Origin of the sequence: Streptomyces dysideae, from assembly GCF_001514305.1 — a bacterium.
Classification (GTDB): Bacteria; Actinomycetota; Actinomycetes; order Streptomycetales; family Streptomycetaceae; genus Streptomyces; species Streptomyces dysideae.
On the sequence record NZ_KQ949092.1, the window covers coordinates 71,313 to 92,490 of the forward strand.

Consider the following 21,178-nt stretch of genomic DNA (forward strand, 5'->3'; position numbering starts at 1 on the left):
CGTAGGCATGGCCGGATTCTGGGGTACGGAAGCCGCGCCCACAAGCCGATTTCCTCCGGGGGCCCACCGACACGCGGGGCGGGGCGACCATCCCCGGCCAGATTGCCGCCGTAGCCGATCTGGCCGAACTTGACGTGGCCTCACTAGATGCCCGGGGCATCTACTGAAGATCGGCACGACGCACTCTTCGTCTGCGAGGTCTCCCATGACGGAACCGCACACCGTCGCCTTCCCCCAGGACCGGACCTGTCCCTACCACCCGCCCGCCGCCTACGACCCGTTGCGTGACGAGCGCCCCCTGTCCCGGATCACGCTCTACGACGGCCGCCCGGCCTGGCTGGTCACCGGCCACGCCCTGGCCCGCACCCTGCTGGCCGACCCGCGCCTGTCGACCGACCGCACCCGCCCCGGATTCCCCGCACCCACCGCGCGCTTCGAGGCGGTCCGCAACCGCAGGACGGCCCTGCTGGGCGTCGACGACCCCGAACACCGGGTCCAGCGGCGGATGATGGTGCCCAGCTTCACCCTCAAACGCGCCGTGGAACTGCGCCCCGAGATCCAGCGGATCGTGGACGAGCGGCTCGACGCGATGATCGCGCAGGGGCCGCCCGCCGAGCTGGTGAGCGCCTTCGCGCTGCCCGTGCCGTCGATGGTGATCTGCGCGCTGCTCGGTGTCCCGTACGCCGACCACGACTTCTTCGAGGCGCAGTCACGCCGGCTGCTGCGCGGCCCGAAGGCCGCCGACATCGAGGACGCCCGCGACCAACTGGAGGCATACTTCCACGAGTTGATCGACCGCAAGGAGAAGCAGCGGGATCCCGGCGACGGCGTCCTCGACCAACTCGTCCACGAGCAGCTGCGCGAGGGCACGATGGACCGCCCGGAGCTGATCGCCCTCGCGATCATCCTCCTCGTCGCGGGCCACGAGACCACCGCCAACATGATCTCGCTCGGCACCTTCACCCTCCTCCAACACCCCGACCGCCTGGCCGAGTTGCGCGCCGACCCGACGCTGATGCCCGCCGCGGTCGAGGAGCTCATGCGGATGCTGTCCATCGCGGACGGCCTGCTGCGGCTGGCCCTGGAGGACATCGACGCGGCCGGGACGACGATCCGGGCCGGTGACGGGGTGCTCTTCTCGACGTCGGTCATCAACCGCGACGAGGCCGTCTACCCGGCCCCCGACACCCTGGACTGGACCCGCTCGGCCCGCCACCATGTCGCGTTCGGTTTCGGCATCCACCAGTGCCTCGGCCAGAACCTGGCCCGCGCCGAGATGGAGATCGCCCTGCGCGCCCTCTTCGACCGGCTGCCCGCCCTGCGTCTCGCGGCGCCGCCCGACGAGATCCCCTTCAAGCCCGGCGACACGATCCAGGGGATGCTGGAACTCCCCGTGACCTGGTAAGAGGATCCGGTCATGCACATCGACATCGACAAGGACCTCTGCATCGGCGCCGGCCAGTGCGCCCTGGCCGCCCCGGACGTCTTCACCCAGGACGACGACGGCTTCAGCACCCTGCAACCCGGCGGCGAGGACGGCACCGGCGACCCGATGGTCCGGGAGGCGGCGAGGGCCTGCCCGGTCGGCGCGATCACGGTGTCCGAGACGGCGGGGTGAGGCCGGGCAGTTCGAGCACGGCCACGTCGAGCCGGCGCAGCCGGTCCGGGTCGGCGATCACCTCGTACGACGTGATCCGTTCGCCCTCGACGGTCACCCTGAGGGCGAACAGCAGCCGACCGCGCGGGGCGACGACGACTCCGACGTCGCCGTCGACGAGGGCCGCCGCGGCGCGCCGGGCCCGGTCGCGCAGCAGCACCGTGCCCTCCGCCACCGCCCGGGCACCCCGCAGCTCCCGCGGCACCCCGGGCGGCAGGATCGGCACGGCGTACGGCGTACGGCGTCCGGCGCCAGCACGTCGAGCAGTGCGCCGAGGTCGCCGCCCCGCGCGGCGGCGAGGAACGCCTCGACGACCCTCCGATGCCGGTCGAGTTCGGCCCCCGGGACCGCGGGAGCGCCCCGGACCTTGAGCCGGGCCCGGCTGGCGAGCTTCTTCGCGGCCGGCTGCGAACGGTCCACCACCTGGGCGACCTGGTCGAAGGGCACGCCCTTCCTCTACGTCGTCTGCGCCGCCGGGATCGCCGCGGACGTCAGCAAGCTGATCACCGCCGCTCAGGAGCGGGACGGGGCGCGGGGCTGGGGCTGAGTCGATGTGCGGCTCCGCCGCGTGGGCGCGACCAGCCACGAACGACCCACAGCCGAAACACCCCCTAGTGCGGCCCGTGCGGTTCAAACTCCGTACCGCACGGCCCAGCCCCCTCACTCTCGGCCAACCGCACCCGCTCCCCACGCATCGACACAGTCCGGTAGTACCTCCCGATGCGCTCGGCCGAAGACCCCGCATAGTGCCCGATGAACGAACGCCGGAACCGCTCAACCGACCCGTTCGGCTGCGACCCATGCACCAGACTCCCGTTGAAGAACAGCACGTCCCCCGGCCGCATATCGACGGGCACAGCCGCGAGCCCGTCCGGCGGCGGCACATACTCCCGCGCGAACGACACCTCCGCATCGGCCACCTCAGGACAGAACAGATCCATCGCATGCGTACCGGGCACGACCTCAAGACCACCGTTCTCCCGGTCGATCACATCGCAGGCGATCCACGCCGCCACACACGTACCCGGCTCGACCCGCAGATAGAAGTTGTCCTGGTGCAGCGCCTGCCCCCGGGCCCCCGGCGGCTTGAAGTAGAACATGCTCTGCGCGGCCAGCACTTCCTCCCCGAGCAGCACCTCCAGCACAGCGCGCAGCCGCGGGTCGAGGAGCACACTCAGGGACAGCTCGTTGATCTCGTGCGGCTGCATCACCCTCGGGTAGGTGTGCAGCGGGTCGCCGGAGTCCGCCCGCGGCTCGAAATGCCCGCGCACCGGCCCCGCCGCACGCAGCGCCGCGAACTCCGCGCACAGCCGCTCGATCTCGTCGTACCCGAACAGCCCGCGTACGACAGTGAAGCCCTCCCCCTCGAACTGGCGGCGCCCGGCCTCGGGCAGGATGGGAGCGCCGGCGGCGCCGATGTCCATGGCTGTCATGCGTGCACTCCTCGGTCGGATGTCCTTCGCCCGCCAAGCTAGGCCCCCACCCATGCCAGGAGGATGACCGTGCGTGCTGACGGATTGCCCGGGACTGCTGCCGCCGGCGATCCCGCACCGCCGCCGGGCCTGGTGGTGGCCGGCCACTTCGACCAGCCGCAGGGCTACGGCATCAACCGGCCGCACGGCGCGGACAGTTGGCTGTTCACCTGGACGACCGGCGGTCAGGGCAGACTGCGGCACGGCGGGGCCGAGGTCCGGGCCGCGGCGGGGGACCTGGTGGTGCTCGGCCCGGGCGTTCCGCATTCCTACGGTGTCGAACCGGGCGTACCGCACTGGCGGTTCTGGTGGGCGCACTGCCAGGCCCGGCCGTCGTGGCAGGCCTGGCTGCGCCCGTACGACGCCGGGGGCGGGATGTACGTCGTCGCGCCGACGCCGGACGCGGTGCGCGGCCGCGTCGAGGCGGCGTTCCGCCGGATGCTCGCCGATGCCCGCTGGACCGGCACTGAGGCGCCGCCCGCCGTCGCGCCCGGGGACGACGCGGTCGCCGTGGCGCACGGCACCGCCGCCCGTGAACTCGCTCTGTGCGCACTGGAGGAGGCCCTCCTGCTCGCCGCCGTCACCGCGCGGATGCCATCGCCCCGGCCCGGTGCGGACGACCGGGTGCGCCGGGCCGAAGAGCTGATCGCCGCTGACCCGGGCGCGCCGCACACCGTCCGCTCGCTCGCCGCGCACGTCGCCCTGTCGCCCTCGCGGTTCGCCCACCTGTTCACGCAACAGCTCGGTCAGTCACCGATGCGGGCGCTGCGCGAGGCGCGGCTGCGGCATGCCGCACGGCTGCTGGAGGGGACCGATCTGTCCGTGGAACGTGTGTCCTTCGCCTCCGGTTTCGCCAGCCCCTTCCACTTCAACCGGGTGTTCCGCGAGCGCTTCGGGATACCGCCCGGTGCCTACCGGAAGAGCGGTTCAATGGTTGGAGAGTGAGTCGACGAGACCCACCGGAGGTGCGGTGGGGTGGCCGTTCAATGGTTGCCGCGGGGAGCGCCGACGAGTCAGGTGAATACGGTTTCCAATTGCCGTAACGATACGGCGGCATTGATCCCCGGCCCGCATTGACGATTCGTCAAAATGGATCTCTGGGTACGCAATGCACAAAACTGCGGTATCACTTGTTCCGTCTCGCTGACCTGTGCAAAGGTGTGCACGCTCCCCATGCGTCCCCTGCTCCAAAAGAGCCGCGCCGGGCGAAAGTTGGTGAGCTCAATCCCCGCTACATACCTCTTGGTATGGACTTTTGGTGCCGCATGCCCTCGGGAGGAATGCCGCTGTGCACGACGCAGGCCTGTCGAATTCCCCAAGCAGTGCCCGCCTCTTCGGCGTGACGGACGCACAACTGAGCGCCGAACTCAAGAAGTGGACGGGCGCGTCGCCGGCGCTGCACCCGGTGGGTGAACTCCTCGACCGGCACTGGGAAGCGGGCTTTGCCTACGCGCGGCTGTGTACCGACGACGCCCGTTCCGCGGGAATGCTCACCACCGCGGCGTTCACCAGGCTCTTCGGTGAGTCCCTCCGGCAGACCGGGCCGAGCGCCGCGTGGCGCCCCCATCTGCTCGTCACCGTGCGCCGGATCGTGGCGGAATGGGACACCGACCGCAGACGGGAGCAGCTCCACCCCGAGCTGAGATCCGAGGCCGGCGAGGGGGAGCGGCTCGCCGCCCGGCTGCTGCCGCCCGCGGACCGGCGTCTGCTGTCCGGTGCGTTCCAGCGGCTGCCCCAGTCGGCCCGTTGCGTGCTGTGGCACAGCGAGGTGGAGGCCGAGCCGCTGGAGATTCCCGCCGGGTTGCTCGGCCTGTGCGAGGAGGACGCCCGCATTGAACTGGAGCGCGCCCGCGAGAGGTTGCGCGAGGAGTCCCTCCAGTTGCACCGCGAGCTCGCCCCCGAGCAGGAGTGCGGGCGCTTCGCACGGATGCTGGACGTCACCTACCGGCGCGGCGGCGTCGACGTCGACCCCGACCTGCGCGAGCACCTGGACCGGTGCCGGCACTGCCATCAGACCGCCGAGCAACTGAGCCAGTTCAACGCGGGGCTCGGCCTCGCCCTGGCCGAAGCGGTGCTCGGCTGGGGTGCGCGTGCCTACGTCGAGTCGAGAGCCGCGCAGACCGAGGAGGCCGCGGCGGGCACCACCGCCGAGCACGAGGCGGTGCCGCCACCCGTCATCGCGGGCGAGTCCTTCTTCGCGGAGGGCGAGGCGTCCGCTCCTGCGGCTGAGGCTTTTCCTGCCGGGGGAGGGGCCTTGGCTCCTGTGGATGGGGCATTTCCCGCCGGGAGTGAGGCGTTCGTTCCTGCGGCGGGGGCATTTCCCGCCGGGAGTGAGGCGTTCGTTCCTGCGGCGGGGGCATTCCCTGCCGGGAGTGAGGCGTTCGCTCCCGTGGTTGGCGCATACGGCGCCGGAGGCGAGGCCTTCGCCCCCGTGGGGGAGCCCTTCTTCACCGAGGGAGATGCCTTCGGCGCCGCGGCCACGCCCGCGGACGGCGCTCCCACCGCCGGAGACGCGGCCGGCGTCCCCGGCCCCCGCACCGGTCGCCGCACCCACGCCACTCCCGGTGGCTCCCGTACCGCCTCCCGCCGCTCGGCCCACAAGGCCGCCCGCCGCCCCCGTCCCCGCCGCCGCAACCTCACCGCGGCCATCATGACCGTCAGCGGCCTGATCGTCCTCCCGCTGGTCCTGTGGTCCACCCTCGGCAACGGCGACGGCACGAACCCGGCCGCCGACGACCGCCCCTCCGAGGCGCCCGGCTCCGACCGGGGCACGTCGACCAGTAACCCCTCCTGGGCCGGGGCCGAAGAGGCCGCCAAGGGCACCCTGCGCGGACGGCTGCACAACCTCGGCTCCGGCCTGTGCGTCGGCATCGTCGGCGGAAAGGCCGTCGAGGGCGCCGAGACCGAGCTCACCACCTGCTCCTCGGCGCCCGGCCAGCAGTGGTCGTACGAGACCGACGGACTCGTGCGCAACGGCGAGGACCTCGGCCTCTGCCTCGACTCCCACCTCGGGTACTCGGTCCGGCTGGCCCCCTGCACGGGCACGACCCACCCGGACACCAAGAACATCCGCTACGACTTCACCCTCCAGGGCACCCTCGTACCGCGCTTCAACCAGGAACTCGCCCTCACCCCCGCCGCCACCGACGGCTCGGGCGCGCTGGTCCTCAAGACCCGCGACGCCAATGAGGACCAGCGCTGGGTCGTCGACACCTCGAAGACCGAACTCCAGATGGAGGTCGTCAACTGGGACGCGGAGACCCCCGCCGCACCGAAACCCACGCCCACCCCCAAGCAGGCGAAGACGCCGACACCGACGCCGACCGCCACCCCGTCCACCCCGCGGCCGACCCCGACGCCGACGAGCCCGTACCCCGGCGGCGCAACCTGCTCCCCCTACTCGTACGGCTGCTCGTGGAACGGGGATTACGGCCAGGGCGGTTGGCCCGGTTACAACGGCGGCTACGGCTACGGCTATGGCGGCGGCGGCCGTCGCTGACAGGCGTCAGCAGGACGACCCCTGCGGTTCCTGGGTTCAGGCGCCGGTGCCTGCCCGCAGCACCGTCAGGAACACCCAGTTCCCGGAAACGGGCACCTCACGGGCCGTCCACCTCACCTTCAGGGGGTCCCGCTCGTCCGGCGGCGTCACCAGACGGAGGCGCGCAGTTCGGAGGTGCGGCAGCGGGTGCCGGTGGCGGCCGACTCGGTCGCAGGGCTGCTCGTGCCGACCGGTGTCTGCGCACTGCTCGCCGAGCCGCCCCCGCCGTCACAGGCGGCCAGCAGTGCCACCAGCGCGGCGACGCTCACAAGGGGAGTCGTGCGGCGTAAGGCCCGGGCCGCGGATGCACATGCCATGCCTGTCACGCGTCCCCGCTTCCCGGGATGTACTCACGCCTCGTCCAGGAGCCCGATCTCCGCCCAGATCGTCTTGCCGTCCGCCGTGTGTCTGCTGCCCCAGCGCTGGGTGAGCTGGGCGACCAGGAGCAGCCCGCGGCCGCCCTCGTCCCACGTCTTGGCGCGGCGCAGATGCGGTGCCGTGTGGCTGCCGTCGGACGCCTCGCAGATCAGCGTGGCCGCGTCGTGGATCAGCCGCAGCCGTATGGGGTGGGCGCCGTACCGGATGGCGTTGGTGACCAGCTCGCTCACCACCAGCTCCGCCGTGAACGACACCTCGCTCACCTCCCACGCGGCGAGCTGCTCGACGACCTGCTTGCGGATCGGGGCGACGAGCGCCGGGTCTGCCGGGATGTCCCAGGTCGCGACCCGCGACGCGGGCAGCCCCTGAGTGCGGGCCAGCAGCAGGGCCACGTCGTCCGCGGCGCCGCCCGCCGGAAGCAGGGTGTGCAGGATCCGGTCGCAGGTCTCGTCGAGGGACCCGGAGTACGCCGACAGCGCCTCGCAGAGCAGCGCGTGCCCGGCGTCCACGTCCCGCTCGCGGCTCTCGATCAGACCGTCGGTGTAGAACCCCAGCACGGTGCCCTCGCGCAGTTCGAGCTCGGCGGACTCGAACGGCAGCCCGCCGAGACCCAGCGGCGGCCCGGCCGGCAGCTCGACCTGCTGGGGCGTGCCGCCGGGCGGGAGCATGACCGGCGAGGGATGCCCGGCCCGGGCCAGCGTGCAGCGCCGGGTCACCGGGTCGTACACCGCGTACAGACAGGTGGCGCCGACCTCACCGGGGCTGCCCTCGCCGCCGGCCTCCGCGGACAGCCGTACGACCAGGTCGTCGAGGTGGGTCAGCAGCTCGTCCGGAGCCAGGTCGATGTCGGCCAGGGTGCGCACGGCGGTGCGCAGCCGGCCCATGGTGGCCGAGGCCTGGATGCCGTGGCCGACGACGTCCCCGACGACCATCGCGACCCGCATCCCGGACAGCGGGATCACGTCGAACCAGTCGCCGCCCACCCCGGAGCGCGCCGCCGGAAGGTAGCGGGAGGCCCCTTCGAGGGCGGCGGTGCGCGGCAGCGACCGGGGCAGCAGGCTGCGCTGCAGGGCGAGGGCGGTCTCGCGTTCGCGGGAGTAGCGGCGCGCGTTGTCGATGCAGACGGCGGCGCGGGCCGTGACCTCCTCGGCCAGCAGCACGTCGTCGGGGGTGTACGGCTCGGGATTCCGGAACCGGGTGAGGACGGCGACGCCGAGTGTGGTGCCGCGGGCCTGGATCGGCACGGACATCGTCGTGTGGATGCCTTGCTCCTTGATCCGTTCGCCGCGCCCCTGGTCCCAGGAGAGCCACTCCGCGAGGTCGCCGGTCGACGTCGACGCCACAATCGTGTGGCCCACGAGCAGGGAGTCGGCCTGCGGCGACGAGGCGGGGTACACGTCCACGTGCCCTGGCTTGACGACGGTCTCGGGGGTGCCCTCGTCGATGGACCGGTGGGCGGCCCGGCGCATGCTGATCGGGGCGGTCAGCCGCCCGGCGGCGGGTTCGCCTCCGTGCTCCGGGGGGTCCAGCAGGTCGACGCTGACGAAGTCGGCGAGGGCGGGGACACAGACGTCCGCCAGCTCCTGGGCGGTCCGGGTGACGTCGAGGGTGGTGCCGATGCGGACACTCGCCTCGTTCACGATCTGCAGTCGCTCGCGGGCCAGGTACTGCTCGGTGAAGTCGTGGGCGGCGACCGTGACGCCGCGCACCCGTCCCTTCTCGTCGGTGACCGGGGCCATGCGGGCCAGCCAGGCGTACATCCGGTCGCCGCCGATCGGGATGTACGCCCGGACGTCCTGGTCCCGGCCGGTGGTGAGCACCCGGAGGAGGTGCCGCTCGATGTCCGTGCTCTGCGGCCGGCCGCTCAGCTCGGGCGCCCGCAGCCCGCGCACCCGCTCCTCGGAGAGCCCGAGGACGTCCGCCATGACGTCGTTGATCCTGCGCAGCCGGAGCCGCTCGTCATAGATCGCGATGGCGCAGGGCGACTGGAGGAGCCCGACGCTCTCCAGCGGATCGTCGGGCGACGGCGGACCGTCCTCATCGAGCGGCGTGACCACGAGCCAGTGGCCGGGACCGGCGCCGTCCGGCCGCACCCGGTGGGCGAGCACCCACACGGATACGGCGCCGCCGTCACGATGCCGCAGCGTGAGGGTGCCGTGCAGGCGGTTGTCGCCCGGCGTGACCGCCCGGCCCGCCCGCGCGTCGGCCAGCAGCCGCTCGGCAGGGTGTCCCACGACCTCGGCGGCGGACCATCCCAGCAGCCGTTGGGCACCGGCGTTCCACTCGACCAGGGTGCCGTCGTCGTCGACGACCGCCCGGGCCGTCGCGGCATCGTCGAACGGGTACTCCGGGCTCATCGTCGTCGCCACTCCATCGCACACTCACAGTGAACAGGCGTGCCACTTCGGCTCCAGCCTAGTGCGTCCGCGACCTGCACGGACGGGAACCGTGGAGCCACGCGGCGGCACCCGGTCAAGGGGGAAAACCGGCCGTTGTCCGCCGTGGGGCACAAGGCCCTCCCCGCACCCTTGACGGGCCTGTGTGGCCCGCCGTCAGAATCTGTTTGTTCGCGATCAGTTGTGAGTACTTCTGGGTTCTGAGGGAGAGCCGCCATGACAGTCGCTCGAAGATCGTTACTGCTCGCCTCCGCGGCCGCACCGGCGGCCGGAGCTTTGCTGGGCGCCCCGGCCGCGCGGGCCGCCGAGACGGCGGGAGGAGCGTCCGGCCGCCGCACCGTCCTGCTGCGCGACGGGTGGCGCTTCGCCCTGGTCAACCCGGGCGGGATCACTGACCCGACCGGCGCGTACGCCGGTGCCGCCGAGCCCGGCCACGACGACTCGGGCTGGCGCGAGCTCGCGGTGCCGCACGACTGGAGCATCGAGCTCGCCCCGACCACCCAGCACGGCACCACCAGCGGCACCGGCTTCTTCCCCGGCGGCCTCGGCTGGTACCGCCACGCCTTCACCCTGCCGCCCGCCCTCGCCGGGAAGCGGATCTCGGTGGAGTTCGACGGCGTCTACATGGATTCGTACGTCTACTGCAACGGCACCGAGGTCGGCCGCCACCCCTACGGCTACACCGGCTTCGCCTTCGACCTCACCGACCTGCTGCACGCCGACGGCAGCACCGAGAACGTCATCGCGGTCAAGGTGCAGAACCGGCTGCCCAGCAGCCGCTGGTACTCGGGCAGCGGCATCTACCGAGAGGCCCGCCTGGTCGTCACCGAGCCGGTGCACGTGGCGCGCTGGGGCACCCAGGTCACGACGCCGGACATCACCGAGGACCGGGCCGTCGTCCGCGTGCGGACCTCGGTGGTGAACGAGTCCGACGACGGCGCGGACGTCGAGGTCGTGTCACGGATCGTCGATCCCCGCGGCCGCACCGTCGCCCGTACGTCCGCCACGGTCACCGTCACCGACCGGGCCACCGCGACCCAGGAACTGACCGTCCCAGACCCGAAGTTGTGGGACTTCGAGGCCCCGCACCGCTACACCCTGAAGACCGAACTGCGCGTCGGCGGCACGATCACGGACACCTACCGCACCACGTTCGGCATCCGCACCTTCCGCTTCGACCCGGACGAGGGCTTCCACCTCAACGGCACCTATCACAAGATCAAGGGCGTCGACCTCCACCACGACCTCGGTGCGCTCGGCGCCGCGGTCGACATCGACGCGATCCGCCGGCAGATGACCATCATGAAGTCGATGGGCGTCAACGCCTTCCGCACCTCGCACAACCCGCCCTCGCCGCAGATGATCCAGGTCTGCGAGGAGCTCGGCATCGTGATGATGGTGGAGGCCTTCGACTGCTGGCGGAGCCCCAAGACCCGCTACGACTACGGTCGGTTCTTCGACGAGTGGGCCGACCAGGACATCACCGAGATGGTGCTGGCCGCCCGAAACTCCCCTGCGGTTCTCATGTGGTCGATCGGCAACGAGGTCTCCGAGTTCACCTCCACCTCGGGTCTCGCCATGGCGGACCGGCTCATCGCCGCCATCAAGGCGTCCGACGACACCCGCCCGGTCGTGATCGGCTCCCACCGGCACCGCAGCGTGCCCGCCCCGGGCACCCCGGGCGACCTGATCCTGGCCAGGCTCGACGGCCTCGGCCTCAACTACAACACCGCCAGGTCGGTGGACGCGCTGCACGCCCGCTATCCGAACCTGTTCCTCTTCGAGTCGGAGTCGTCCTCGGAGACGTCCACCCGTGGCGTCTACCAGGAGCCGGAGCACCTCAACACCGGCGAGAACCACACACCCGGCAAGCGGGGCCTCTCGTCCTACGACAACAACCTCGCCTCCTGGACCATGAGCGGCGAGTACGGGCACAAGAAGGACCGGGACCGGAAGTGGTTCGCCGGGCAGTTCCTGTGGTCGGGCATCGACTACATCGGCGAGCCCACGCCGTACGACGTGTTCCCGGTGAAGGCCTCCTTCTTCGGCGCGGTCGACACGGCCGGGTTCCCGAAGGACATGTACTACCTGTTCCAGAGCCAGTGGCTCAGCGAGCCCATGGTCCATCTGCTGCCGATGAGCTGGAACCACGAGAAGGGCGACACGGTCGAAGTGTGGGCGTACTCCAACGTCGACACCGTCGAGCTCTTCCTCAACGGCAGGTCCCTCGGCACCCGGACCTTCGACACCAAGAAGACCACCGACGGCCGTACCTACCTGGAGACCACCGAGGCGACCGGCGACGACAAGACGTTCACCGACGGCCCCTACCCCGGCAGTTACACCAGCCCCAACGGCAGCGCGGGCAAGCTCCACCTCACCTGGAAAGTCCCGTTCGCGCCGGGCGAGTTGAAGGCGGTGGCGAGGAGCGGCGGCAAGGTCGTCGCCACGGACGTGCTGCGTACGGCCGGTGAGCCGAAGGCCGTGCGTCTGACCGCCGACCGCAAGTCCCTTGGCGCGGACGGACGTTCGCTGGCCTTCGTGACCGCCGAGATCGTCGACGCCCGCGGCGTGGTGGTGCCCGACGCCCAGCACCTGATCTCCTTCGAGGTGAAGGGCGGCTCGCTCGCAGGGCTCGACAACGGGCGTGAGGAGAGCGCCGAGCGCTACCACGCCAGTACCCGTACGGCCTTCGGCGGCAAGGCGCTGGCGATCGTACGGTCCGGCACGAAGGCGGGCGCCCTGAAGGTGACCGCACAGGTGGAAGGCCTACGGTCCGACACCGCGACCGTGCGCACGACGCCCGCCGCGTCGGCCGCCACCACCCCGGCCACGGAGTTCGCCCCCGACCACCCCGCGCCCCCGGACCACCCCCACGCGGACGCCAGTTACTCCGGCCGGCCCGACACCCTCCCGGCCGCATTGCTCGACGGCGACCCGGCCACCGGCTGGTCCAACGGCTTCCTCAAGGCGGCCACCGCCCTGCTGCCCGCCTTCAGCGGAGCCCGCCCCGAGGACTGGGTCTCCGTGGACTTCGGGCGGACACGGACCTTCGACCGGGTGGAAGCCTCCTTCACCGTGGACACGACGCACACCCTGCCCGCGCGGGTCGAGGCCGAGGTCTGGGACGGCCGACGGTACGTACCCGTCGAGGGAGCGGCCGTCGACTGGGCCACCGCCTCGGACGCGCCCACCGTCATCACCTTCACCCCGGTGCGCGGCTCCCGGCTGCGGCTCACCCTGACCAGCAGCCATCCGGGTGAAGCCCGAGGGGCGGTACGGATCAGCAAGTTGGAGGTGCCCGCCACCTGAGCCCCGCCGCGGTCCGGACGGACACCGTGCAGGTCGGGCGAAGTCCGCTGACGGTTCGGCAGCGCCCCGCAAGGGGGCGGGGCTGTGTTCAATATGCGGCGCCGCCGCCCGGGCGCGACCAGCCACGGCGGCGCCGCGGACGAGAGACGGCACAACGCGGCACCACTCAGCGGAGCGCTTAGTCCCGTCCGGACCGTTGACGGGGTGTCACACTCCCACAAGCATGGTGCGCGTCCGCATCTGGGAGCGCTCCCATCGCGAGCGTCACCCGCACCTCCCCCCCCCGAGGAGCCCAGACGTGAAACGACGCAGAACCACGCTGCTGTCCCTGACGGCCCTGCTGGCGGCGGGTCTCACCACGCTCCCGGCCGCACCGGCCGGCGCGGGAGAGGTCGAGCAGCTCAAGAACGGCACCTTCGACACCACCACCGACCCCTGGTGGGCAACCGGCAACGTCACCGCCGGCCTGTCCGACGGACAGCTCTGCGCGGACGTGCCCGGCGGCACCACCAACCCCTGGGACGCCGGCGTCGGCCAGAACGACATCGCCCTGGTGAAGGGGGAGTCGTACCGCTTCTCCTTCACCGCGAACGGTGCTCCCGAGGGGCACACGGTACGGGCGCTCGTCGGGCTGTCGGCGGCGCCGTACGACACGTACTTCGAGGTGACGCCGCAGCTGAGCGTCTCCGGCAACGCGTACTCCTACACCTTCACCTCGCCCGTCGACACCCCGCAGGGCCAGGTCGCCTTCCAGCTCGGCGGCAGCGCGGACGCCTGGCGCTTCTGCATGGACGACGCGTCGCTGCTGGGCGGGGTGCCGCCCGAGGTGTACGAGCCGGACACCGGGCCGCGGGTGCGGGTGAACCAGGTCGCCTATCTGCCCGCCGGCCCGAAGAACGCCACCCTGGTCACCGACGCGACCGCGAAACTGCCCTGGCAGCTCAAGAACGCCTCCGGTGCCGTGGTCGCCCGGGGCTCGACGGTGCCGCGCGGGACCGACGCGTCCTCCGCGCAGAACGTCCACTCCATCGACTTCGGCGCCTACCGCAAGCAGGGGCAGGGCTTCACCCTGGTCGCCGACGGGCAGACGAGCCGCCCCTTCGACATCGGCACGGCCGCCTACGAGAAACTGCGCCTCGACGCCGCGAAGTACTACTACACCCAGCGCAGCGGCATCGCGATACGCGACGACCTGCGCCCCGGCTACGCCCGCCCCGCCGGCCATGTGGACGTCGCACCCAACCAGGGCGACGGGAACGTGCCCTGCCAGCCGGGCGTCTGCGACTACACCCTCGACGTCACCGGCGGCTGGTACGACGCGGGCGACCACGGCAAGTACGTCGTCAACGGCGGCATCTCCACCTGGGAGCTGCTGAGCACGTACGAACGCTCGCTCACGGCCCGCACCGGACAGCCGTCGAAGCTGGCCGACGGCACACTCGCCATCCCGGAGAGCGGCAACAAGGTGCCGGACCTCCTCGACGAGGTCCGCTGGGAGCTCGACTTCCTGCTGAAGATGCAGGTGCCGGAGGGGCAGCCGCTGGCCGGCATGGCCCATCACAAGATCCACGACGAGCAGTGGACGGGCCTGCCGCTGCTGCCGAGCGACGACCCGCAGAAACGCGAACTGCACCCGCCGTCCACCGCCGCGACCCTGAACCTGGCGGCGACAGCGGCACAGGCGGCCCGCCTGTACCGGCCGTACGGCCCGGAGTTCGCCGCGAAGGCGCTGGCGGCCGCCCGCAAGGCGTGGTCGGCGGCGCTCGCGCACCCGGACCGGTACGCCTCCGAGAGCGACGGCATCGGCGGCGGGACGTACGCCGACAACAACGTCACGGACGAGTTCTACTGGGCGGCGGCCGAGCTGTATCTCACCACGGGCGAGAAGGCGTTCTCGGAGTACGTCCTGAACTCCCCGGTCCACACGGCCGACATCTTCGGCGCCCTCGGCTACGACTGGGCCCGGACGGCGGCCGCGGCCCGGCTGGACCTGGCGACCGTGCCGAGCAGGCTGCCCGGCCGGGACAAGGTGCGCCGGTCGGTCGTCAAGGGCGCCGACCGCTACCTGGCCACGCTCAAGGCCCACCCGTACGGCATGCCGTACGCCCCCGACGACAACCTCTACGACTGGGGCTCCAACCACCAGATCCTGCACAACGCCGTCGTCATCGCCACCGCGTACGACATCACCGGCGGCTCCAAGTACCGGGACGGCGCCGTGCAGAGCATGGACTACATCTTCGGCCGCAACGCGCTGAACATGTCGTACGTGACCGGCTACGGCGAGGTCAACGCCCGTAACCAGCACGCCCGTTGGTACGCCCACCAACTCGACCCGAACCAGCCGAACCCACCCGTCGGCACCCTGGCCGGCGGCCCGAACTCGAGCATCCAGGACCCCTTCGCGCAGAGCAAACTCCAGGGCTGCGTGGGCCAGTTCTGCTACATCGACGACATCCAGTCCTGGTCCACCAACGAACACACCATCAACTGGAACTCGGCCCTGACCCGGATGGCGTCCTTCGTGGCGGACCAGACGTAGGGCGAAATCGGTTGGCAGGGGCTCCATGAGTGCGGTGATACTCCGCCATGAGCAGAATCGCGGAGGTCATCGTGCTGGCGCTGGGCAATTCCGACGAGGTCATGGAGCCCCTCCTCCAGTACGACGATCAGCGCAGCTGGAAGGGCCGTTTCGTGCCGATCCCGAGCTCCCTCGGCGGCGGCACCATGTACGGCTGGGCGTCGGAGTTCATCCGGGTGGGTTCCCGGACGGGACTGCTCAAGCATCTGGAGTCGCTTCCCTGGGACCGCCCGGAGAGCGTTCAGGTACTGATCCACGACGAGGAGGACGACTGCTTCGGACTGTGGATGATCCGCGACGGGAGGCTGGTGGAGATCCCGATTCCGGGCACCGAGCGTTTCCATGCCCCGGCACCGGAGACCTTCGAATGCGTGCCGAGCCCCGGGTACCTCGTGCGCACGGACCAGGGCGAGGGGCACTGGCGTCCGGATCAGACCCCGGAACACCTCCGTGACCCCCGCCCGGCCTGGTAGGGGCGCCTACCGTTCGTGCTCCACGAGTTCCCCGGGCCGCTCGTGCGCGGTCAGGGTGTGCAGCTGGGCCTGTTCGAGCGGCTGGTGCGCCTCGACGTACTCGCCGTGCGGCAGCCGCTTGATCACACCGGTCGCCCGGCCGTGCAACACCCGCTCCCTGTCCTGGAGTTGGAGCCCGAGGCAGATACGCCGGGTGACGACGAAGACGATCGCCGGGACGACGAACACCCCGATCCGCACCGCCCACGTCACCGTGTTGATCGACAGATGGAGGCGGGTGGCCACGATGTCGTTGCCGCCGCCCGCCAGCAGGATCAGATAGACACTGATCCAGGCCGCGCCGATCCCCGTACGGACCGGACGGTTGCGGGGCCGGTCCAGGAGGTGGTGCTCGCGTTTGCCGTCTCCGGTGAACCGGCCCTCCAGGAACGGATACACGCCGATGAACACCAGCAGCAGCGGGAAGACCACGACCGGGATCAGCACGCCGAGGGCGAGCGTGTGGCCCCACAGCGTGATCTCCCAGCCCGGCATGATCCGGACCAGGCCCTCGGCGAAGCCCAGGTACCAGTCGGGCTGGGCGCCGGTGGAGACCTGGTCGGCGCGGAACGGGCCGTACGCCCAGACGGGGTTGACCGTCGCCACGGCCGCGATGATCGTGAGGACGCCGAAGACCAGGAAGAAGAAGCCGCCCGCCTTCGCCAGGTACACCGGCATGAACGGCGCGCCGACGACATTGCGTTCGGTGCGTCCCGGGCCCGCGAACTGGGTGTGCTTGTGGTGGACGACCAGCAGGATGTGGGCCACGATCAGCGCCGCCATGATGCCCGGGATCACCAGGACGTGCAGCGAGTAGAAGCGGGCCACGATGTCGTCGCCCGGGAACTCCCCGCCGAGCAGGAACATGGAGAGATACGTCCCGACGATCGGCACCGACAGCAGCGCGCCGTTCACGAACCGCAGGCCCGTCCCGGACAGCAGGTCGTCCGGCAGGGAGTAACCGAAGAGGCCCTCGAACAGGCCCAGGAACAGCAGCGTCCAGCCGAACAGCCAGTTGACCTCACGCGGCCTGCGGAACGACCCCGTGAAGAAGTGCCGCATCATGTGCGTGAGCATCCCGGCGACGAATATCAGCGCCGCCCAGTGGTGCAGCTGCCGGATCAGCAGCCCGCCGCGCACGTCGAAGCTGATGTCCAGGGTGGAGGCGTACGCCTCGGACATGCGGACGCCGTTGAGCGGCGTGTAACTGCCGTGGTACGTCACCTCGTTCATCGAGGGATGGAAGAAGAGCGTGAGCCACACTCCGGTCAGGATCAGGACCACGAAGCTGTACAGGCATATCTCGCCGAGCAGGAAGGACCAGTGGTCCGGGAAGACCTTCCGCAGATAGCGCCGGCCCAGCGTGTGGATGCCGAGCCGGCCGTCGAACCAGTCGGCCACGCGCTCGCCTTTGCCGGTCACGCCTCCTCCTTGTGTACATGCGTGAGCTTCTCGGGGTTGGACACGATGTAGACGCCGGACACCTGGTCGCCCTCGGGCGTGAGGTCCATGACCATCACGGCGTACGGCGAGTCGCCCTGGAACAGCACCGCCGCGTCGTCGCCGTTGACGCGCCGGTAGCGCAGTTCCAGGTCCCGCGGGCCGCGCCGGGACGCGTACGACGCGAGGAGGCGGACGGCCTTGTCCCGGCCGTGCACCGGGCGCAGCCCCGCCGGCCTGCGCTTGCCGCCGCCGTCCGTCCACACCGTGACGTCCGGCGCGAGGATCTCCAGCAGCGCGGCGATGTCCCCGCCGAGCGCGGCCCGCACGAACCGCTCGGTCGCCTCCCGCCGCACCCGCGGATGCGCCTCGTACAACGGCCGCCGCGCTTGCACATGCCCCCGCGCCCGATGCGCCAGCTGCCGTACGGCAGCCGGGGTGCGGTCGATGATGTCCGCGATCTCGGTGTGCGGGTACCCGAACACCTCGTGCAGCACGAACACCGCCCGCTCCAGGGGCGTCAGTGACTCCAGCACGACCAGCATCGCCATCGACACGGACTCGGTGCGCAGGGCCGGTTCATCGGCGCCGTCACCGTCACCGCCGTCTCCGAGCAGCGGCTCGGGCAGCCAGGGCCCGACGTACGTCTCCCGGCGCCGGCTGATCGCGGCCTGTCGCGCCAGCGCGTGGTTCACGGCGACCCGGACGAGATACGCCCGCGGGTTGGCGACCCCGTCGAGGGGCGAGTCCTGGTTCCGCGCCGTCCACGACAGCCACGTCTCCTGCAGCACGTCCTCGGTGTCGGCGACGCTGCCCAGCATGTTGTAGACGACCCCGAACAACAGCTCGCGCTGCTCGACGAACACCCCGGTCGCCTCGTCGGCATCGGGAACTGCGATCTCGGACATACGTGGGCCTCCCAGTGACGCGGTCACCACTACGAGGCCTGCCGGGGGCCGGAATGTGACATCCAGGAGCGGGAATGTGAGCTACGCCTCATCGGCGGCGGTCCGTGTCCTGCCCCGCCGGTACCGTTGTACATCACACTTGACCTGCTGGTATTTACGGGTAAGTACCCGCGCGGTACCGTGAGGGCATGCCAGCTCTCAACGTGGAGTTCAGCGACCGCGAGCTTGAGGACCTCCGACAGATCGCCAAGGAACGCGGTACGTCCATGAAGGCCCTCGTGCGCGAGGCGGCCGCGGCCGACATCGCCCGGCACCGGGCCCTGCAGGAAGGCGCCCAAGCCTTCCGCCAGTTCTTCGCGGCGCACGCCGACGAGTTCGCGGCCGCGTTCCCCGAAGACGAACCACTGACCAAGGGCGAGGGGCGGGCCGCCTGACCGATGGCACCCGTCCTCCACATCGACGTGCCCTGGCTGCTGCAGCGCCATGAGGAAGTCCTGCCGGACCAGCCCACGATCAACGACTTCTCCGCACTGGTCGCCGCCGTCGCCCGGCACCGTGTCGACCCGCCCCGCCTCGGCGTGGACTCCGACCCGGCCTGGCGGGCCGCCGCCCTGCTGCACACCCTCGCCCTGCTCAAGCCTCTGCCGTCGGCCAACGCTCGCTTCGCCTGCGCCACCGCCGTGGCCTACATGTTCGTCAGCGGCGTCGGCATCGACCCGCCCTACGGCGCCCTCGTGGACCTGGCCCGCGACCTGATCTCCGGCAAGACGGACGTCTACGGCGCGGCCGACCGGCTGCGCTCCTGGCAGATTTGAGGGCCGCGAAAGCGGCGAACCCCCGCCCCGCCGCCCTCGGGGCCGCCGGCCGAGGGCGGGAGGAACGGGGCCGGCGGCCTGTCGCACGGGAGAGCCGCCGTCCTGCGCGGTGCCTCCGAGAAGGGCCGGTTCCAGTGGACTACGGGGTGGTGTGCGCCGGGAGCGTGCGCGGCGCTCCGGCGTGTGCGCGTGTTTCACACGGGGCGCTTGGAATCTCGAAACGGGGTGCGAGCGAACAGAGTTGCCACCGCATCTGACTTTCCGTCAACGAGGCTGATGTTGCCCAAGTGCCTTGTTGGTATGAGTGTGTTGTGCAAGGGTGAACTACCCGTGCGGGGGGTTGAAAAGGCCGGGCTCATTCGTTCCGTGGGGAACCGGAGCGGATGGACGGTGGTGAATTCACGCTCCCCGCGCTCACGCCGAAGAGGTGCACACCAACCCGGGCCCCCTTTTCGGCGACTGGAACTTCTGTGAGTCACCCGCGCGTGGGAAGGAATCCGCTCAGTGCCCACCCCCCACCCCCCTCGCCCCCCTTACCCCCCGCCCGGCGGGGTTCCCGAGGAATCCGACGAAGGCCTCGCCGTACGGTTGCGAGGCGGCACGGACGGCGAGGCCGCACCCTCCGTCGCGTTACTCATGGCGCGGCACTGGCAGCCGGTGCACGAATACGCCGTCATCTGCCTCGCCTCCCCGGCGAGCGTCGCCGACATGGTCACCGCTGCCGCCTTCCACCAGGTCCTGGACCGGCTGACCCTCGGGGAGCCGGCCGCCGCGCTGCGCCCCCGGCTCCTCGTGGCCGTCCGGGACACCGTCCAGGGATGGTCGTCCGACGACCGGATATCCGGTGTAATGCCGGATCTCGGGAAACCCGCGGACGGACGCGGTATGCGCGCCGCGAAGTCCATGACGCCCGAAAATCGGAAGTTGGCCGACCGTTCATTCCAGACTCTTCCCGGACTCGCCCGCTGTCTGCTCTGGCACACCGAGGTCGAGGCGGAGCCCATAACCGTGCCCGCCGGTCTGCTGGGCATGGATACCGACACCGCGTCGGCCGCACTCGAACAGGCGCGTGAAAAATTCCGCGAAGGTTGTGTACATGCCCACAGGGAACTCGCGCCGACCAAGGATTGCCGGTTCTACAACCGTCTCCTCGACGTTCCGATTCGCCGGGGCGGGGCACTGCTGCCGGATGTCCAGCAGCATCTGGCGGAGTGCCGCTACTGCCGAAACGCGGCCGAACAACTGAGTCATTTCGAGGGCGGGTTGGGCGTACTGCTCGCCGAGTCGGTGCTCGGCTGGGGCGCCCGCCGCTATCTCGACTCCAGACAGGGCCGCACCGAGCCGGAGGAGTCCCACCCCCAGGGCGCCGCCCGGCACGGAGCCGGGCGCAGACGGCTGCTGTCCAGGATTCCCGCGCCCGGCCGCCGCGGCCCCGCGGGACCGCGCTCCCCGCGGGCACTGCTCACCGGTGTGGGCCTCGCCTCCGCCGGGCTGCTCGCGACCATTCTCGCCGTGAGCGCCCTGCCGGACGACGACGGGGTCGACCCGGCGGCCTCCGCCACGAACGGCGGCACCGGCGCCCAGGCCCCGCCCGCCGTGTCCACGTCGCCGCCCGGCACCGCCCAACTCCCCTCCGTGCCGGGGCAGACCAGACTGCGCAACGCCGCCTCCGGGCTGTGTCTCGACATCCAGGGGCAGGTGAAGTCCGGGGCCGGCACCGAGCTGGCGGCGTGCTCCGACGCCGGCACCCAGCAGTGGTCGTACGAGGACGACGGGCTGCTGCGCAGCGTGGCGGATCCCGACCTGTGCCTGGACTCACACGCCGACGCCGGGGTCGTCATCCTCGGCACCTGCGCCGACGAGGACGCCAAGCGGGGTGACGACGTGCGCTACGACCTCACCGTGCAGGGCGAGTTGCTGCCCCGCTGGGACGAGCAGCTCGCGCTGACGTCCACCACCGAGGACCCGGGCGCCGACATCGTCGTCAAGGTCCGTGACGACTCGGACGGCCGGCGCTGGCTCACCGACCCGGTGACCACGGCCGGCCCCGGCTCACTGCGGATCACCGGCAGTGACGCCCCGTCCGCGCGTGCCGTCCAGCTCGCGGACGGCATCAACTAGGGGGTGTTTCGAAAGTCCTGTGCGGTGCCCGCGGTGTCCGGTGCGTGC

Annotated in this window: 16 protein-coding genes and 1 pseudogene; 11 read left to right on the forward strand and 6 right to left on the reverse strand. The window is 71.1% G+C overall.

Features of this window, described 5'->3' with window-relative positions; translation table 11 throughout:
* Positions 1 to 205 precede the first annotated feature (205 nt).
* Both AQJ91_RS26170 and AQJ91_RS26175 read left to right on the forward strand, forming a co-directional pair.
* Entirely contained in the window at positions 206 to 1,405 is a 1,200-nt protein-coding gene (locus tag AQJ91_RS26170; protein ID WP_067026343.1) for a cytochrome P450, read from the forward strand.
* A gap of 12 nt (positions 1,406 to 1,417) precedes the next feature.
* Positions 1,418 to 1,618 (forward strand): ferredoxin, encoded by a 201-nt coding sequence (locus AQJ91_RS26175; protein WP_067026345.1) that lies wholly within the window; start codon positions 1,418 to 1,420, stop codon positions 1,616 to 1,618.
* On the opposite strand, the pseudogene AQJ91_RS26180 reads toward AQJ91_RS26175, so the two are convergent.
* A pseudogene (locus tag AQJ91_RS26180) lies at positions 1,593 to 2,104 on the reverse strand (RNA polymerase subunit sigma-70); the annotation flags it as partial. The gene AQJ91_RS26175 and the pseudogene AQJ91_RS26180 overlap by 26 nt on opposite strands.
* Between AQJ91_RS26180 and AQJ91_RS52375 the strand changes: the two are divergent.
* Entirely contained in the window at positions 2,025 to 2,204 is a 180-nt protein-coding gene (locus AQJ91_RS52375) for a hypothetical protein (RefSeq protein WP_107122534.1), read from the forward strand. The pseudogene AQJ91_RS26180 and the gene AQJ91_RS52375 overlap by 80 nt on opposite strands.
* A gap of 64 nt (positions 2,205 to 2,268) precedes the next feature.
* On the opposite strand, the gene AQJ91_RS26185 is transcribed toward AQJ91_RS52375, so the two are convergent.
* A complete protein-coding gene (locus AQJ91_RS26185) occupies positions 2,269 to 3,090 on the reverse strand; it encodes a phytanoyl-CoA dioxygenase family protein (RefSeq protein ID WP_067026348.1) in 822 nt (273 codons plus the stop codon).
* A 63-nt stretch (positions 3,091 to 3,153) separates the two neighbouring features.
* Here AQJ91_RS26185 and AQJ91_RS26190 point away from each other — a divergent pair, with 63 nt between their 5' ends.
* Positions 3,154 to 4,074, forward strand: a complete 921-nt coding sequence (locus tag AQJ91_RS26190; protein WP_067026350.1) for a helix-turn-helix domain-containing protein — start codon at positions 3,154 to 3,156, stop codon at positions 4,072 to 4,074.
* Between the two features lie 343 nt (positions 4,075 to 4,417).
* The gene (locus AQJ91_RS26195; RefSeq protein ID WP_067026352.1) at positions 4,418 to 6,628 is read left to right on the forward strand and encodes a ricin-type beta-trefoil lectin domain protein; all 2,211 of its coding nucleotides are present in this window, start codon (positions 4,418 to 4,420) and stop codon (positions 6,626 to 6,628) included.
* A 146-nt stretch (positions 6,629 to 6,774) separates the two neighbouring features.
* On the opposite strand, the gene AQJ91_RS53825 is transcribed toward AQJ91_RS26195, so the two are convergent.
* Positions 6,775 to 6,936: a hypothetical protein gene (locus AQJ91_RS53825; protein WP_159054669.1), complete on the reverse strand. Its 162-nt coding sequence runs from the start codon at positions 6,934 to 6,936 to the stop codon at positions 6,775 to 6,777.
* Positions 6,937 to 7,017: 81 nt separating this feature from the next.
* The gene (locus tag AQJ91_RS26200) at positions 7,018 to 9,402 is read right to left on the reverse strand and encodes a SpoIIE family protein phosphatase (protein ID WP_067026355.1); all 2,385 of its coding nucleotides are present in this window, start codon (positions 9,400 to 9,402) and stop codon (positions 7,018 to 7,020) included.
* 255 nt (positions 9,403 to 9,657) lie between these two features.
* Here AQJ91_RS26200 and AQJ91_RS26205 point away from each other — a divergent pair, with 255 nt between their 5' ends.
* From AQJ91_RS26205 to AQJ91_RS26215, 3 genes are all read left to right on the forward strand, one after another.
* Positions 9,658 to 12,753, forward strand: a complete 3,096-nt coding sequence (locus tag AQJ91_RS26205; protein WP_067026358.1) for a glycoside hydrolase family 2 TIM barrel-domain containing protein — start codon at positions 9,658 to 9,660, stop codon at positions 12,751 to 12,753.
* Between the two features lie 298 nt (positions 12,754 to 13,051).
* On the forward strand, positions 13,052 to 15,295 hold the full coding sequence (locus tag AQJ91_RS26210; protein ID WP_067026360.1) for a glycoside hydrolase family 9 protein: 2,244 nt from the start codon (positions 13,052 to 13,054) through the stop codon (positions 15,293 to 15,295).
* A gap of 47 nt (positions 15,296 to 15,342) precedes the next feature.
* Complete coding sequence (locus AQJ91_RS26215) at positions 15,343 to 15,807, forward strand: hypothetical protein (RefSeq protein ID WP_067026362.1); 465 nt, start codon at positions 15,343 to 15,345, stop codon at positions 15,805 to 15,807.
* Between the two features lie 6 nt (positions 15,808 to 15,813).
* Here the strand turns inward: AQJ91_RS26215 and qcrB are convergent, their stop codons facing one another.
* Positions 15,814 to 17,268: a cytochrome bc1 complex cytochrome b subunit gene (gene qcrB / locus AQJ91_RS26220; protein WP_067026364.1), complete on the reverse strand. Its 1,455-nt coding sequence runs from the start codon at positions 17,266 to 17,268 to the stop codon at positions 15,814 to 15,816.
* Positions 17,265 to 18,194, reverse strand: a complete 930-nt coding sequence (gene sigJ / locus AQJ91_RS26225) for an RNA polymerase sigma factor SigJ (protein WP_067026366.1) — start codon at positions 18,192 to 18,194, stop codon at positions 17,265 to 17,267. Before sigJ ends, qcrB begins: the two co-directional genes overlap by 4 nt.
* Before the next feature lie 188 nt (positions 18,195 to 18,382).
* Here sigJ and AQJ91_RS26230 point away from each other — a divergent pair, with 188 nt between their 5' ends.
* The 3 genes from AQJ91_RS26230 to AQJ91_RS26240 all read left to right on the forward strand — a co-directional run bounded on the left by AQJ91_RS26230 (position 18,383) and on the right by AQJ91_RS26240 (position 21,130).
* Positions 18,383 to 18,628 carry a hypothetical protein gene (locus tag AQJ91_RS26230; RefSeq protein WP_067026368.1) on the forward strand — a complete coding sequence of 82 codons (246 nt, stop codon included), beginning with the start codon at positions 18,383 to 18,385 and terminating at the stop codon, positions 18,626 to 18,628.
* A 3-nt stretch (positions 18,629 to 18,631) separates the two neighbouring features.
* Positions 18,632 to 19,009, forward strand: a complete 378-nt coding sequence (locus AQJ91_RS26235; RefSeq protein WP_067026370.1) for a toxin Doc — start codon at positions 18,632 to 18,634, stop codon at positions 19,007 to 19,009.
* A 504-nt stretch (positions 19,010 to 19,513) separates the two neighbouring features.
* The gene (locus AQJ91_RS26240) at positions 19,514 to 21,130 is read left to right on the forward strand and encodes a ricin-type beta-trefoil lectin domain protein (protein ID WP_067026372.1); all 1,617 of its coding nucleotides are present in this window, start codon (positions 19,514 to 19,516) and stop codon (positions 21,128 to 21,130) included.
* Positions 21,131 to 21,178: the final 48 nt, after the last annotated feature.

What these genes read in the sequence shown, in the direction of transcription:
- AQJ91_RS26205 (WP_067026358.1), top strand. Translation starts at nt 9,658, where the DNA reads ATGACAGTCGCTCGAAGATCGTTACTGCTCGCCTCCGCGGCCGCACCG.
- AQJ91_RS26235 (WP_067026370.1), top strand. Translation starts at nt 18,632, where the DNA reads ATGGCACCCGTCCTCCACATCGACGTGCCCTGGCTGCTGCAGCGCCAT.
- AQJ91_RS26185 (WP_067026348.1), bottom strand. Translation starts at nt 3,090, where the DNA reads ATGACAGCCATGGACATCGGCGCCGCCGGCGCTCCCATCCTGCCCGAG.
- AQJ91_RS26170 (WP_067026343.1), top strand. Translation starts at nt 206, where the DNA reads ATGACGGAACCGCACACCGTCGCCTTCCCCCAGGACCGGACCTGTCCC.
- AQJ91_RS26190 (WP_067026350.1), top strand. Translation starts at nt 3,154, where the DNA reads ATGACCGTGCGTGCTGACGGATTGCCCGGGACTGCTGCCGCCGGCGAT.
- AQJ91_RS26200 (WP_067026355.1), bottom strand. Translation starts at nt 9,402, where the DNA reads ATGAGCCCGGAGTACCCGTTCGACGATGCCGCGACGGCCCGGGCGGTC.
- AQJ91_RS26230 (WP_067026368.1), top strand. Translation starts at nt 18,383, where the DNA reads ATGCCAGCTCTCAACGTGGAGTTCAGCGACCGCGAGCTTGAGGACCTC.
- sigJ (WP_067026366.1), bottom strand. Translation starts at nt 18,194, where the DNA reads ATGTCCGAGATCGCAGTTCCCGATGCCGACGAGGCGACCGGGGTGTTC.
- AQJ91_RS26215 (WP_067026362.1), top strand. Translation starts at nt 15,343, where the DNA reads ATGAGCAGAATCGCGGAGGTCATCGTGCTGGCGCTGGGCAATTCCGAC.
- AQJ91_RS26175 (WP_067026345.1), top strand. Translation starts at nt 1,418, where the DNA reads ATGCACATCGACATCGACAAGGACCTCTGCATCGGCGCCGGCCAGTGC.